This is a genomic window from Silvibacterium dinghuense (genome assembly GCF_004123295.1).
GTDB classification, from domain to species: domain Bacteria; phylum Acidobacteriota; class Terriglobia; order Terriglobales; family Acidobacteriaceae; genus Silvibacterium; species Silvibacterium dinghuense.
On record NZ_SDMK01000004.1, the window covers coordinates 232,087 to 245,164 of the forward strand.

Annotated in this window: 12 protein-coding genes; 6 read left to right on the plus strand and 6 right to left on the minus strand. The window is 61.9% G+C overall.

Annotated elements, in window-relative coordinates:
- The first annotated feature begins 235 nt into the window (after positions 1 to 235).
- On the plus strand, positions 236 to 490 hold the full coding sequence (locus tag ESZ00_RS20140; RefSeq protein ID WP_164981582.1) for a hypothetical protein: 255 nt from the start codon (positions 236 to 238) through the stop codon (positions 488 to 490).
- 37 nt (positions 491 to 527) lie between these two features.
- Here the strand turns inward: ESZ00_RS20140 and ESZ00_RS17125 are convergent, their stop codons facing one another.
- Entirely contained in the window at positions 528 to 1,154 is a 627-nt protein-coding gene (locus tag ESZ00_RS17125; protein ID WP_129209571.1) for a hypothetical protein, read from the minus strand.
- A gap of 170 nt (positions 1,155 to 1,324) precedes the next feature.
- Between ESZ00_RS17125 and ESZ00_RS17130 the strand changes: the two genes are divergently transcribed.
- The gene (locus ESZ00_RS17130; RefSeq protein ID WP_129209572.1) at positions 1,325 to 2,578 is read left to right on the plus strand and encodes a DUF2264 domain-containing protein; all 1,254 of its coding nucleotides are present in this window, start codon (positions 1,325 to 1,327) and stop codon (positions 2,576 to 2,578) included.
- A 137-nt stretch (positions 2,579 to 2,715) separates the two neighbouring features.
- On the opposite strand, the gene ESZ00_RS17135 is transcribed toward ESZ00_RS17130, so the two are convergent.
- The 3 genes from ESZ00_RS17135 to ESZ00_RS17145 all read right to left on the minus strand — a co-directional run bounded on the left by ESZ00_RS17135 (position 2,716) and on the right by ESZ00_RS17145 (position 6,919).
- Positions 2,716 to 2,916 (minus strand): cold-shock protein, encoded by a 201-nt coding sequence (locus tag ESZ00_RS17135; protein ID WP_129209574.1) that lies wholly within the window; start codon positions 2,914 to 2,916, stop codon positions 2,716 to 2,718.
- Positions 2,917 to 3,666: 750 nt separating this feature from the next.
- Positions 3,667 to 4,689 (minus strand): LLM class flavin-dependent oxidoreductase, encoded by a 1,023-nt coding sequence (locus ESZ00_RS17140; protein WP_129209576.1) that lies wholly within the window; start codon positions 4,687 to 4,689, stop codon positions 3,667 to 3,669.
- A 655-nt stretch (positions 4,690 to 5,344) separates the two neighbouring features.
- Positions 5,345 to 6,919 carry a glycoside hydrolase family 1 protein gene (locus ESZ00_RS17145; RefSeq protein ID WP_129209578.1) on the minus strand — a complete coding sequence of 525 codons (1,575 nt, stop codon included), beginning with the start codon at positions 6,917 to 6,919 and terminating at the stop codon, positions 5,345 to 5,347.
- Positions 6,920 to 7,238: 319 nt separating this feature from the next.
- On the opposite strand from ESZ00_RS17145, the gene ESZ00_RS17150 reads away from it, so the two are divergent.
- A complete protein-coding gene (locus tag ESZ00_RS17150) occupies positions 7,239 to 8,201 on the plus strand; it encodes a hypothetical protein (protein ID WP_129209579.1) in 963 nt (320 codons plus the stop codon).
- A gap of 214 nt (positions 8,202 to 8,415) precedes the next feature.
- Here ESZ00_RS17150 and purU read toward each other — a convergent pair whose 3' ends face one another.
- Entirely contained in the window at positions 8,416 to 9,267 is an 852-nt protein-coding gene (gene purU, locus ESZ00_RS17155; protein WP_129209581.1) for a formyltetrahydrofolate deformylase, read from the minus strand.
- 80 nt (positions 9,268 to 9,347) lie between these two features.
- On the opposite strand from purU, the gene ruvX reads away from it, so the two are divergent.
- The 3 genes from ruvX (at position 9,348) to ESZ00_RS17170 (ending at position 11,565) form a co-directional block, all read left to right on the plus strand.
- Positions 9,348 to 9,776 carry a Holliday junction resolvase RuvX gene (gene ruvX / locus ESZ00_RS17160; protein WP_129209583.1) on the plus strand — a complete coding sequence of 143 codons (429 nt, stop codon included), beginning with the start codon at positions 9,348 to 9,350 and terminating at the stop codon, positions 9,774 to 9,776.
- Positions 9,777 to 9,985: 209 nt separating this feature from the next.
- Complete coding sequence (locus ESZ00_RS17165) at positions 9,986 to 10,768, plus strand: coiled-coil domain-containing protein (RefSeq protein ID WP_129209585.1); 783 nt, start codon at positions 9,986 to 9,988, stop codon at positions 10,766 to 10,768.
- An 8-nt stretch (positions 10,769 to 10,776) separates the two neighbouring features.
- Positions 10,777 to 11,565, plus strand: coding sequence for a tetratricopeptide repeat protein (locus ESZ00_RS17170; RefSeq protein ID WP_129209587.1), 789 nt, complete (start codon positions 10,777 to 10,779; stop codon positions 11,563 to 11,565).
- A gap of 89 nt (positions 11,566 to 11,654) precedes the next feature.
- Here ESZ00_RS17170 and ESZ00_RS17175 read toward each other — a convergent pair whose 3' ends face one another.
- Entirely contained in the window at positions 11,655 to 13,022 is a 1,368-nt protein-coding gene (locus tag ESZ00_RS17175; RefSeq protein ID WP_229741141.1) for a DHA2 family efflux MFS transporter permease subunit, read from the minus strand.
- Positions 13,023 to 13,078 lie beyond the last annotated feature (56 nt).

Here is a 13,078-nt window from a genome sequence, read left to right on the forward strand (position 1 = left end):
ACCCGGAATTTAGAAACCTCTTTAACTTCGACCGCACGACCTCCTCATCGGCAGATACATTGCGATGCAGTCGCTTGCGAGAGTCGTGTGAAAACATCGTGTAATCGAGTTCAACAAGAACTATGCCATTCTGCGGTAACACTATGCGGCGGCGTTCGTCGTAGCGCTTACGCTGTTCTCCACGAGAACAGCCGCTAATTGTCGGGCGTCGATCCATAATCCCAATCGATTCGAAATGCTGGCGTTCACGATATTCAATTACGAGCTGATGCTCGTGATAATAGGCATCAACCGGCAGCCTGCGGCATCGCCCATCTTTACCACAATCACCCAGAAGAAAAGGGAAAGTATGCTGGCGACGCCCGATCAAGCTAAGCACCTTATTGCACAGATCGAGAATGTAACTTTCGTCTTTCGGCATGGCCGAAATATAGCATTCGAGATTATGGACACTGTGCGGGTGGCCCATGCAAGCCAAAACCTGGCTTGAGTGGGCCCCCCCGGCAACCTAACCCTGGAAACAAGAATCAGTCGAAGTCTGTCGTCACAGACTTCCAACCGGACTGCGTGTACTTTTCCCTGGTCCATCCGTAGCAGGCCAGTATCGAGAGCGCGGTGGGATTCTGTTCGCACAGCAGCGGATCGCCGACGGTCCGGCTGCGATCGAGAAACATGTCGAACTGTTCTTGCGTGATATATCCCTTCCGCAGATACGACTCTGTTTTCTCTCGAAGACCAGGGGCGTGCTTACGAATCAAGCTTCCGTTTTCCCACGCCGATATCTCGGGATACTGGCAATAAGCGGGGTCATAATACCCCGTCCAGACAACGGTGCAGCGGTTCAAGCGGCTGTATTCCCTGCACAGCGGGTCCAGATCGGGCCAGATCAGCGAACCACCGCCATCCACCAGCAGTTCACCAATAGGCAGGGAGAGGGAAAAAAAGCGATGCCTGCTTCTAGGGATGAGAGCCAGGTTTACAGCGCTGAACTCCCCGGAAAATCTCTTGTTCTCCCGGAGCTTGATATGCGGAAATTCCCGGGCGAATATCTCGCGCCAGGTCACGTTGCCGGGCGGCAAAATCATGCACCGCGTGTCGTTGCGCGGGAAGGCCATATGGGGAAATATCGCCTCCATATCCGTCATATTTTCCATCGTTCCAATCGCTAAGCATCCTTACCAGTACCAGGCGTTATCAGCGTCCTACCCGCCATTTTAAGAAGGCATGCCCTTGCGAGAAAATGGCACGGGCGATCTAGCCGCACGCTGCAGCTTCAGAAAAGGGCCCAGGCAGGCACAATGTACCTTCCGGAATTGAGGATCAGTTGATCAATCGCAGGCGATTTTTGCAAGGCAGCGCAGCGCTCGGCGCGCTTTCCTGGGGAGATGCCACCTCTGAAGCCGCAGGCGCGCTCACCGCGCAGGATGACCGCCGGTTCTGGATAGAAACCACGACAAAGCTTGCTCAGCCGGTGCTCCAGGCACTCCAGGCAAGAAAGCTCAAATTGCTGATGCCCGTGGAGGCACCTCACGGCAATGGAGAAGATCGCCGGCAATTCACGCATCTCGAAGCGCTGGGACGGCTCTTATGCGGCATCGCTCCATGGCTCGAAACCGGTCCGCAAGACGGCCCGGAGGGTCAGCTCAGAGCACAATATGCCGAGTGGTCGCGTGCCGGAATCCAGTCGGCGACCGATCCTCAGTCGCCTGACTTCATGAACTTCCACCAGGGCGGCCAGCCTGTCGTGGACGCCGCTTTCCTCGCGCTTGCCATCGTCCGTGCTCCCCATGAGCTATGGCAAAAGCTGGATAGCACCACGCAGCGGCATGTCATCGCCGCGCTTGCCTCCACGCGCGTCATCCAGCCGCCGTACAGCAACTGGCTCTTGTTCTCTGCCATGGTTGAGGCCGCCCTGTCCTTCATGGGCGCCTGGTGGGACCCGATGAGGATCGACTATGCCGTTCGCGGCGTGGACAGTTTCTATAAGGGAGATGGGATGTATGGCGATGGACCGGATTTCCATTGCGATTACTACAACAGCTTCGTCATCCATCCCATGCTGCTGCATGTTCTGGATACGATCGGGAAATCCTCCTCGGCCTGGAACGCCTATCGGCCGCAGATGATGGAGCGTTCGCGCCGCTATGCTGCCATCCAGGAACGTCTGATTGGTCCGGAGGGCGATTTTCCCCCGATTGGGCGGTCCTTGTCTTATCGTTTCGGGGCATTCCATCTCCTGGCAGAGATGGCCCTGCGCAAAGAGCTCCCCGAGACGGTTTCTCCTGCACAGGTACGAAGCGCGCTCACAGCCGTCATGCGCCGCATGCTCCAGGCGCCGGGCATGTTCGATACACAGGGATGGCTCCAGGTCGGGTTTTACGGACATCAACCCACGATCGCCGAGCCTTATATTTCTACCGGCAGCTGTTATCTCTGCTCCGCGGCCTTGCTTCCCCTGGGACTCTCATCGAGTGATCCCTTCTGGAGCGATCCAGCCGCCCCCTGGACTTCGAAAAAAGTCTGGGCAGGAGAACCCGTCGAGGCAGATCACGCACTGCGAGAAGAGCACAGCAGGTAGGCATTTGCCGTTCCGAAACCCACGCCTTGATGCCGGGGCGTGGGGAATCAAGCTCACCGCCGGCCCCATTGCTAAAACCTCGTCGCAAAAGCCAAAAGGCCGGCACAAGCCGGCCTTTTGTATTCCCTCACGCGAAATTACAGCGCGCGGACGTTCTCAGCCTGCAGACCCTTGGGGCCCTTGGCTACCGTGAACTCAACCTGCTGGCCTTCGGCCAGCGAGCGGAAGCCATTCGACTGAATCGCGGTGTGGTGGACGAATACGTCCTCACCGTTCTGGCGGCTGATGAAACCAAAACCCTTTGCGTCGTTAAACCACTTAACAGTGCCCTGCTCCATGTGTATATACCTCGAAAATCAATGTACCGGCGAACGCAATATGGAGTTGATGCGGGCCGCGGATGACCAGGAACGCGCAAGCAGACCAATCGAATTCAACGATCTGTCAGATTCTACCAGCCCGCCCCCATTCCGCCGATACCCAAAAAATTCCAGGCGCAAAAACCTGTACCGCAACGGCACGATTCCATACCCGGAAATTGCCCGCCATCCCCAGGAAAATCGCGGCCAAAACCAGCGCCCTTCCGCGCCGGAACGTAAAGAATCGCAAGGATTTTTCAGGCAAGAAACCCGGCCAAAGCACCCCACACAAGCCAACAGCAGGCGTGTATGGGGTACATTTTTCACCACAGAGGAGACAGAGGGACTCGTGCCACTGCTGTCATGCTTTTTCAGCGCAAAGACACAAAGCTCCGCAAAGGGATTTCCCCCCTCGGACTCTTTCGCCTGGCAGGGATGGACAACAAACCCGGGCGAAAGAAGAGAACAGTATCAGGGCACGGCTTCAGCCGTGCCGTCCATGCAGCGAAGATAAGGGGGCTTCAGCCCCTGCGCGGTCTCGTCGACAGGGGCTGAAGCCCGGATCTTCTGCCTCGATAGCGGCACGGCTGAAGCCGTGCCCTGATACTTGGCTATTGCGACCAGCGGGAGCGGGGGCCGAAGGCAGAAAACCACACGAAGTGCCGACCAGAGGGAGCGGAGGCCGAAGGCGAAAGGCCTGGACGGCCAGTCCCGCTCTGCGCGCAGCAGTCACCGCCAGCCCAGGCCTGGAGCCACGTACTTCAGGATCGACTCCAGCACGTGCGCGTTGTAGGCCACGCCCAGTTGGTTGGGCACGGTCAGCAGCACGGTATCCGCCTCCGCGATGGCCTCGTCCTGTTTCAGCTGCTCCACCAGCACATCCGGCTCCCCTGCGTAGCTGCGGCCGAAGATCGCCCGCATGGTCGGCTCGATGTAGCCGACCGAATCGGCGCTCTCGGCATTGCGCCCGAAGTAGGCGCGGTCATAGTCGTTCACCAGCGCAAAGATGCTCCGGCTCACCGAAACCCGCGGCGTGCGGGTGTGCCCGGCCTCCTTCCACGCCGCGCGATAAGCGCGAATCTGCTTCGCCTGCTGCACGTGGAAGGGCTCGCCCGTCTCATCTTCTTTCAGCGTCGAGCTCTGCAGGTTCATGCCCAGCTTCGCCGCCCACACCGCCGTCGCGTTCGACGCCGCGCCCCACCAGATACGGTCGCGCAGCCCCTCGGAAAACGGCTCCAGGCGCAGCAGTCCCGGCGGATTGGGAAACATCGGCCGCGGATTCGGCTTGGCAAAGCCCTCGCCGCGCAGCAGGTCATAGAAGACCTGCGCATGCCGGCGCCCCATCTCCGCGTCCGACTCGCCTTCGCGCGGCTCATAGCCGAAATGCCGCCAGCCCTCGATCACCTGCTCCGGCGACCCGCGGCTGATGCCCAGCTGCAGCCGTCCGCCCGCAATCAGGTCCGCCGCGCCCGCGTCCTCCGCCATGTAGTGCGGATTCTCGTAGCGCATGTCGATGACGCCGGTGCCGATCTCGATCGTCTTCGTCCGCGCGCCCACCGCCGCCAGCAGAGGAAACGGCGAGGCCAGCTGCCGCGCAAAGTGATGCACCCGGAAGTAAGCGCCGTCCACGCCCAGGCGCTCGGCCTCCACGGCCAGGTCAATCGACTGCAGAAGCGTATCCGCCGCCGACTGCGTGCCCGACTGCGGGGAGGCCGTCCAATGCCCAAAGGAGAGAAAACCGATCTTTTTCATAGAAAACCAACTTTTGTTGTCTAAAAATCAGATGTCGAAAATCGCCAAAAGATGCACGGCCATCGGTTGACGAGGTCCGTCAACCACGCTGTGGCATAAGTTTTCGCAGACATGCGCACGCGTCTCCAAACCGCCATCCACTCTGCCATGTCCGTCGGCTGTTGTCGCTGCCGCTAGGGTGTATCCCCATAGAGCGATCGTAAAAGGCTGTCCTTTCGACCGGAGCAGGACAGTTTCATCGTCCTGCGGAGTGGAGAAACCTGCAGTTTTCTCCGGTACCGGCAAAAACGCAGGTCCCTCCACTGCGCTGCGCTCCGGTCGGGATGACAACCATATGGGTAAGTCCTTTAGTTTCATACCAGCTATACGGGGATACCGCCTAGAAAACACCGGGTGCCCCACGTCTCGATTCTGAGACGTGGGAAAGCACGAACCCCAATCTTCAGAGTTGTCATCTCGACCGAAGCACTCCACTTATGTTGTCATCCCGACCGGAGTGGAGGGACCTGCGGTTTTGTTTCGCCCGCAACACTCCAGCTCGCGACCAAAGGAAGCGGAGGCAGAAGGCCGCGCGGTTAGCGCCGCGACCAAAGGGAGCAGGGGCCGAAGGCGATTCGCCCTGCGCGAAGCAGCCGAAGGCGAAAGACCTGGACGGTCAGTCCAGCTTGCCGGAAGCCGCCACCTTCGCATACCAGTAGCCCGAGTCTTTGATGGTCCGCTTCTGGCTGCGAAAATCCGTGTAGATCAGCCCATAGCGCTCGGTGTATCCCTCGGCCCACTGGAAGTTATCGAGCAGCGTCCACGCGTGGTAGGCGCGCACCCGCGCTCCGTCGGCGATCGCGCGCGCCAGCTCGGCCAGCGTCTCGCGATACCACTCGATGCGCCGCCCGTCGGGCACACGGCCACCCAGCTCCGCGTCCGGCTCATCCAGATACCCGCACCCGCTCTCCGTGATCTCGATGACCGGATGGTCGTACTCACGCGAAATCTGTGTCACCAGGTCGTAGATGCCGCGCGGCCACACCTCCAGCCCAGAGTCGGTCAGCGGACCCTCGGTCGGCATCGCGGCGCGAAAGCGCGTATAAGGATCGCGCCCGCCCGGCGAGTTGTTCTCAATCTCCGTGCCGCTGAACGCGCCGCCGCTCTCAAACTTCTCCTTGCTCGCATCCGAGACCACGCGCCGCGTGTAGTAGTGGAAGCCCACCCAGTCCAGCGGCGCGTAGAGCAGCTTCTCATCGCCCGCCTTGAAGCCCATCCGCTCATACGGCGGCTCGCCCACAAAGGCCTTCGGATAGCGGCCCTTCATCGCCGCCTCCAGGAAGAAGACATTGTTCATCGCGTGGTAGCGCGCCGCAGCCGCGCGGTCGTCCTCCGAATCCGTCTTCGGATACGCCGGAGCCATCTCGTACGCGCTGCCGAAGGTCGCATGCGGCGAGGCCGCCTTCACCGCGCGATGCGCCTCGGCCTGCGCCAGGGCCAGCGTGTGCGCAGCCTTCAGAAAATCCGCAAAGCTCGTCCGGCAGGGAGGAAACGCGCCCGCCGCATAGCCCATGAACGCAATCGCCCACGGCATGTTGAACGGAGCCCACACCGTGATGCGGTCCCCGAGATGTTTCGCCAGGATGCCCGCGTAGTCCGCGAAGTAGCCCGCCAGGTCGCGGTTCGGCCAGCCGCCCTTGTCTTCGAGCGCCTGCGGCAGATCCCAGTGGTACATCGTGCACCATGGCCGGATCCCCGCCTCGAGCAGCGTGTCCACAAACCGGCTGTAGTGGTCGATGCCCCGCATGTTCGGCGCGCCCGTTCCGTCAGGCTGGATGCGCGGCCAGGCAATCGAAAAGCGCTGGCTCTTCATGTTCAACTGCTTCGCCAGCGCAATGTCCTGCGCATAGCGGTGATACTGGTCGCAGGCCACATCGCCCGTCACGCCGCCGCGCACCTTGCCCGGCGTATGCGCAAAGCGATCCCAGATCGACTCGCCCTTGCCGTCCTCGTTCCACGCGCCTTCGTTCTGATACGAAGCCGTGGCCGTGCCCCAGAGAAATCCCTCGGGAAAGCGCGCCGCACGGATCACGGAATCCGCAATCGCACCGGGGCGATCGGTAAGCAAACCGGGCAACTGTTCCGAAGCCGGCACAGCCCCGGATTGAGCCCGGGCCGCATCCTCACCGCGCGAAAGCGCCACACCCGCGACTGTAGCCAAAGAACGCACAGCAAACTGACGACGATCCATCGAGGACTCCTCACATGGGGGATGAGCCAAAACACAACGCAGCCAGCCTAACTTGTCAGGCTCAAGGCGCACCACAATGTAATGGTATACATTCCATCTCCCACAAGTGAAAACAGGAGAAATCGCATTTCATCCGCATTGTCATCCCGACCGAAGCGGAGGGACCTGCGGTTCGCTCAAAACATGCAAGAACGAGGGTGCCGACCTTTTGCTTTTAAGAGATGGAAAGGCACGAGCGCCAACGGACTCCTGCGCAGCACGCCATCTTGAATTTGCAAGAGGAAGAGCAATGCTCCCTGGGATATTACGATCGAAAGCGATGCTCTATCGCGCAGTCATCCTCGTCTTGCTGTCTTTCTTCACCCATCCTGTGCGAGCGGAGCAGTTCCCGGCGCCCGATCCGGCAGAGGCCTGCTCTCCCAGTCATCTGAAAGAATCGGTTCTTGTGAGCGGCGTTACTTTCCGCTCCTACCTGGACGATCAGTCCGGGCAGGCGTGTCTTCGCATCCTTGATGCAAACAGGATGGTCTTTCAGCGAACCAACGACAACGATGGCCACTTCGACCTGGGACAAAAAGCCAGCGACGACGGAAGCATCCAAGCAATACCGAACGGCACCGATATAACCGGCCTCGGCCGTCCGGACATGCTCGTCTCGCTATGGACCGGCGGCGCCCACTGTTGTCGCGTCGACTACGTCTTCGAGCTGAGGCCGCAGTTCAGACTCATCGCGGAGCTCGACGCGCGCGACAGCGACACCGCCCACTTTGAAGCGATAGACGGACACTACGACTACTTCGCAAGCGACTGGTCGTTCGCATACTGGCATTCGTCCTTTGCCGGCTCACCCGTAGCGCCGGTCGTGCTCACCTACAGCGAAGCCCCAGGGCAGAAAGCCGGATTCCATCTCGCCCTCGACAGAATGAAGCAGCCCGCGCCCAGCGCGGCGGAGTGGGCCGACGCACTCGCGCAGGTAAGGCAGGAGCTGAAGCGGGATAACAGCGGGATGGCGAACGAGCTGCCGGGCGTCCTCTGGAACGAAGTGCTCAACCTCATTTACAGCGGCCATCCCCGCCTCGCCTGGAAATTTCTCGAAGCAGCCGGACCCAAAGCGCAACAGGGCAACAATCCCAGCCTCGAGGACTTCTGCTCCACGCTGAAAACCAGCCCATACTGGCCGGACCTGCAACCGCTGCTGCAGAACGGGACCGGCCATCCAGGCCTGAAGTTGGCTTGTACGGGGAAATTGAGCAAGACCGGCACCGTCCCACTCGTTCCATAATCGGCCTTGAGTGGAGCACGGACTGCTCTTGTTGAGCGAAGCATGTTGGAACACGATTCTGAGACATGGGTCACAGATCAAAGAATCACGACCAAAGGGAGCGGGCCGAAGGCGAAAGACCGCGCGGTTAGCGCCGCGACCAAAGGGAGCGGGGGCCGAAGGCGAATCGCGCCACGCGCAGTGGCCGAAGGCGAATCGCCCTGCGCGAAGCAGCCTAGTCGAAGATCACCGTCTTGTTGTCGTAGTGCAGGATGCGATGCTCCAAATGCCAGCGCACCGCGCGCGAGAGCACCACGCGCTCCAGGTCGCGGCCCTTGCGGATCAGGTCCGGAATCGTATCCCCCTGCGTCACCCGCGTCACATCCTGGTCGATGATCGGCCCTTCATCGAGGTCCGCCGTCACATAGTGGCTTGTTGCGCCGATCAGCTTCACCCCGCGCGCAAATGCCGCGTGGTACGGCTTCGAGCCGATGAACGCCGGCAGAAACGAGTGATGCACATTGATGATCCGCGCCGGCCACTGCTCGACAAATTCGCTCGACAGAATCTGCATGTACCGCGCCAGCACCACCAGGTCCACGCGATGCTCGCGCAGCAGGCGCTGCTGCTCTTCCTCGACCGCGGCCTTATTGCCGCGCACCGGCAGCGTGTAAAAGGGAATCCCGTAAAAATTCGTCAGCGCCTCGCCGTCCGGATGGTTCCCGATCACCAGCGCGATCTCGCACTCCAGCTCGCCCGCCTTATGCCGCTGCAGCAGGTCCGCCAGGCAGTGCAGGTGCTGCGAAACGAACAGGCACACCCGCAGCCGCCGGTGCGACTCGGCAAGCTGCCAGCGCATGCGGTACTCGTCGGCGATGCGCGTAAAGCGCTGCTCGAAGACACGCTCGTGCAACAGGTGATCCTCGCACTCGAACTCCACCCGCATGAAGAAGCGGCCCAGCTCGGCATCCTGGTGCTGGCCGGCATGCAGAATGTTCGCGTCATACTCGGCCACAAGAAAGTTCATGATCGCCGCAACCAAACCCTTGCGGTCAGGACACTCAAGCAGAAGCACAGCTTTCGTCATAACGTTATCTGCCAACCAGTATCGCTGAAGAAGCCTTGCAGCGGTCATCTTCGTGATCGCCGCGGCAGTAAACTAAACGCATGCAGAACGGCCGCGTCCTCGCGCTCGATGTCGGCAAGGTGCGCATCGGCGTTGCTATCACCGACCCGCTTGGCTACACCGCGCAGCCGCTGATCACCCTTTGGCGCAAGACTCCCGGCGAGGACATGCGCAACCTGCTGCGCCTCATCCGCAAGCATGAAGTCACGGAGATCGTCATCGGCAACCCGCTCCATCTCTCCGGCGATGTGAGCCCCTGGGCCGCGAAGGTGCAGGCTCTCGCCGAAACGCTGCGCGAGCGCTCCGCGCTTCCCGTGCATCTGTGGGACGAGCGCCTCACCTCCGTCGCCGCGCACGAGCTTCTCGACGAGGCCGGCAGCAGTAAAGATCGCCACGAGCGCAAACACATCATCGACCAGGTCGCCGCCACGCTGATCCTCAAAGGCTGGATGGAAGCCCAACACAAGTAACCCGGGTGCCCCACATCTCGTTCTGTTCGAGATGTGGGTTCGCAGGATTTCGAAAATAACTGGAAAGATCCGGTGGCCCATACAAGCCCGGTGTTGGCTTGTGTGGGAAAGCACAAACGTTCCTGTCTCCACCGTAGGCTTTTGCTCGCGACCAACGGGAGCCGAAGGCCGCGCGGTTAGCGCCGCAAATTCTATAAACTAGAACGAGCGTGGCCACCGAACTCATCCTCCAGCAAACCCCGGACGACGCCGATTTTCTTGGCAAGCGCGAGCAGTTGGCCGCCGCGCGCGCCACCCTCGCCGAGCGCGAGTCAGAGCTGACCCAGCTGCGCACCAGGCTCAAGGCCTTCGAGAGCCGCTACCTTCGCCAGGTCGGCATCCTCTACGCCGATCTCGACGACATCGAAGCCCGCATCGCCGAGCGCGAGGTCGATCTCTATGACTCCGACTCCGCGCGCGAACGCGCCGAAGAAGCCCGCCAGCGCGCGCAGGAGACGCATGACGCCGCCTTCGGGCAGGCGCATGAACCCGAGGCCGTCGAAGCGCCGCCCAGCCTCAAAACGCTGTTTCGTGAGGTCGCGCGCCGCATCCATCCCGACTTTGCCCGCGACGACGAAGAGCAGCGCTACTTCACCCTGCTGATGGCCCGCGCCAACCACGCCTACAGCCGCGGCGACGCAGAAACCCTGCAGCGCCTGCTCGATGACCAGATCGAGATCGACGCACCCGCCAACAGCGAGCGCGCCTCGGCCGAGTTCCTCCGCGCCGCGCGCCAGCTTCAGCACGTGCGCCGCGATATCGCCATTCTCGAAGCGGAAAAACACACCCTGCTCTCGAGCGAAATCGCCCATCTTTACATCGAATCCGAAGCCGCCGAGCGCGAGCATCGTGACCTGCTCACCGAGCTCGCTACCAGCCTCCGCGAGCAGATTGCCGAAGCCCAGTATCGTCTCGACTTCACCGACCGCCAGGTCCGCGCGCAGAAAAGATAACGGCGCACATGAACGAGAACAAGCCCACAGGCATCCAGCACATCCCCGCGGCAACAGGTCTCGCGCTCGGCGGCTCGCGCTCGAGCCTCGTCGCCCGCGCCCGCCGCGACGCATCCGCTGCGGCCGCAAACCCGCACTACCAGCAGGCTGTGGCCGACTACAACGCCGGAAACATCGCCGCCGCAGCCGCAGGCTTCCAGCTGGCCGCCGAACAGGGCCACGCCGAAGCGCAGTACATGTTAAGTACTTTGTATGATGCAGGCCATGGCCTTCCCCAGGACAACGCCCAGGCCGCACACTGGGAGCGCAAGGCCGCCGAGCAGGGTCACGCCTACGCGCAGGCCAACCTGAGTTTTCGTTACTACGCGGCCGGAGATTTCCCCGAAGCCTTCCAATGGTGCCAGCGCGCCGCACACGCGAAGCTCGCCTGGGCGCAGTACCACGTCGGCCTCATGTATCGAAAGGGCGAAGGCATCGCGCAGAGCAACGCGGAAGCCGCGCACTGGTATCGCCTCGCCGCCACGCAGAATTTTCCCGAAGCACAGCAGAAGCTGGCCGAGCTGTATTACTTCGGCCAGGGCGTGCCGCGCAGCTACACGCAGGCCGCGCAGTGGTATCGCCAGGCCGCGGCCAACGGTAACGCAGAAGCCCAGTTCCAGCTCGGTCATCTCTACGCCATAGGGCAGGGCGTCGAGCACGACTACACGCAGTCACGCCACTGGATCAGGCAGGCCGCGCAGCAGGGCCACGAGCAGGCCATCCGCGAGCTCAAGCGCCGCGAGTATCGCGACCCATAGCATGGTGTCGAAAACGGCTTGCGGCCAACGGGAGCAGGTGCCGAAGGCAAAAGGCCTGGACGGCCAGTCCCGTACTGCGCGGAGCAGCTTCAGCTCTGCTGTTGCGGCTCCACCCGCAACGGCAGCCGCAACGTCGCCAGCGCCAGCACCGCATGCAGAATACTTAACAACGCAAACGATGCTACGAACGCCTGCGCAGGCAAACCCGCCGTCATCCTCCACGCAAGCACCGTTGCGCACACCGTCGTCAGCGTAGGGCCGCCCAGCCGCTGCACAATGTTCATCGAGGTCGTCGCCATGGGCAGCTCTTCCTTGCGCACCGAGCTGTAGGCGCCCGTCACCGAAGGCAGACCCACCGCGCTCAGGCCCGCTCCGCGCAAAAACAGCGCTGCAACCAGCACCGCAATCGACAACATATGCCCGGCCAGGTACACCAGCGGCAGCGTGCCAGCCAGCGCCAGCACTGCGCCGCCCGCCGCAAGCCTGCGGATGCCGAAACGCTCGGTAAACGCGCCCATCAGCGGAAAGGTGCACATCATGCCCAGGCCCAACGAGGCCATCATCCAGCCCGTCGCCGCCTCGGTCCTGCCACACAGCCGGATCAGGTAAACCGGCACCAGCATCTGCCCCGCGAACATCAGCCCGTTGCCGATGAACTGCGCGACCGCAGCCGCCGAAAACACCCTGCTGCGAAAGAGCTGCAGATCGACGATGGCCCGCTCCTGCTTGTGCACGGCCACGCGGAAGAAACCCGCCAGCAGCAGCACCGCCAGCGCCAGCGCGGCCTGCCCCATACGCTCGCGAAAGTACTCCGCGCCATAGAGAAACACCACCAGTCCAGGCGAGAGCAGAAGAAATCCCGCGAAATCGAAGGGCCGTCTCTGCGCGGCTTCGCGCTCACGAGGAAGAAACACGAAGGCCAGCGCCAGTCCCAGCACGCCCAGCGGCAGGTTGAAGAAAAATAGCCATCGCCATGAGCCGTGCATTAGGATCGCGCCCGCCAGCACCGGGCCCACCACCGGCCCCAGCAGGATCGGCATCGAGACATAGCCGAAGACCCGCGCCATATTCCTGCCCGCCACGCGCGCCATCATCATCTGCGCCAGCGGAGCCATCAGTCCGCCGCTCGCGCCCTGCACCACGCGGAACGCGATCAACGAAGGTGTCGACCACGCCAGGCCGCACAGCCCGGAGAAGAGCGTGAAGGCCGCGAAGCACCACAGGTAGAGCGCCCGCGCGCCCATGCGCTCCACCAGCCACGCATTCAGCGGCAGCATCAGGGCCAGCGCCAGCAGATAGCCGCTGATCACCCACTGGATCGTCGCCAGACTGCTGCGCAGGCTCATAACCAGCGCGGGCAGCGCCACGTTGACCACCGTCGCATCCATCTGCGCCATCAGCGAGCCCAGCACCGCCACCGCGCCCACCTTCCAGATCAGCTTCGTGCTCTCCTCCAAACGGCTCCCCGCTTTTCATCCGGCGACTTCATCTCGTCCGGCATTTTCGCTAATAA